The sequence below is a fragment of the Oleiphilus sp. HI0043 genome (genome assembly GCF_001634935.1).
In genome coordinates, this window is the sequence record NZ_LWEY01001859.1 from 1 (window position 1) to 646 (window position 646).

The window sequence follows — 646 nt, forward strand, 5'->3', positions numbered from 1 at the left end:
GCTCGCCACCTTCCCACTGCAAGTCATCTTCGGGAATTTCATCTAAAAAGCGACTAGGAATGGTTTCTATTTTCTCGCCATATTGTTTTCGTGCTGCAGCATAAGTCAATGCTAAAGTCCGCTGGGCTCTTGTGATGCCCACATACATCAGGCGGCGCTCTTCTTCGATGTTATCTTCTTCAATGCTGTTTCTATGCGGCAATAATTCTTCTTCAAGCCCCATGATAAAAACATGTGGAAATTCAAGACCTTTCGAGGCATGAAGCGTAAGCATGTGCACCTTATCGCTATCATCCTCTTCTTCTTGTTGCTCCAGCATATCTCGAAGGATCAATTTGGAAACCGCTTCTTCTATACCAATTTCATCCGCTGTGCCTTTATCGGCGTCGATCATATTTTTTAACGAATCAACCAAGTACCAGATATTCTCCATACGTTTCTCAGCCGCTTTTGGCGTATTAGAGTTTTGGTACAGCCATTGATCATACTCAATATCGGTAAACAACTGCTTGATCACAGGTATCGGATCTTCCTGATAACAACGTTCCGTTGTTTTTCGTAACCAATCGCTAAAGCGCCTGACCCGATCCAGCGCCTTACCACTCAACACTTGTTCCAAACCAATTTCACCGACAGCCTGATTCAA

The 646-nt window shown here is 44.0% G+C and carries 1 protein-coding gene; it reads right to left on the reverse strand.

Features of this window, described 5'->3' with window-relative positions:
- Positions 1-646: 3'-5' exonuclease (locus A3729_RS28495; protein WP_197476230.1), on the reverse strand; the 646-nt coding region annotated here is incomplete at both ends.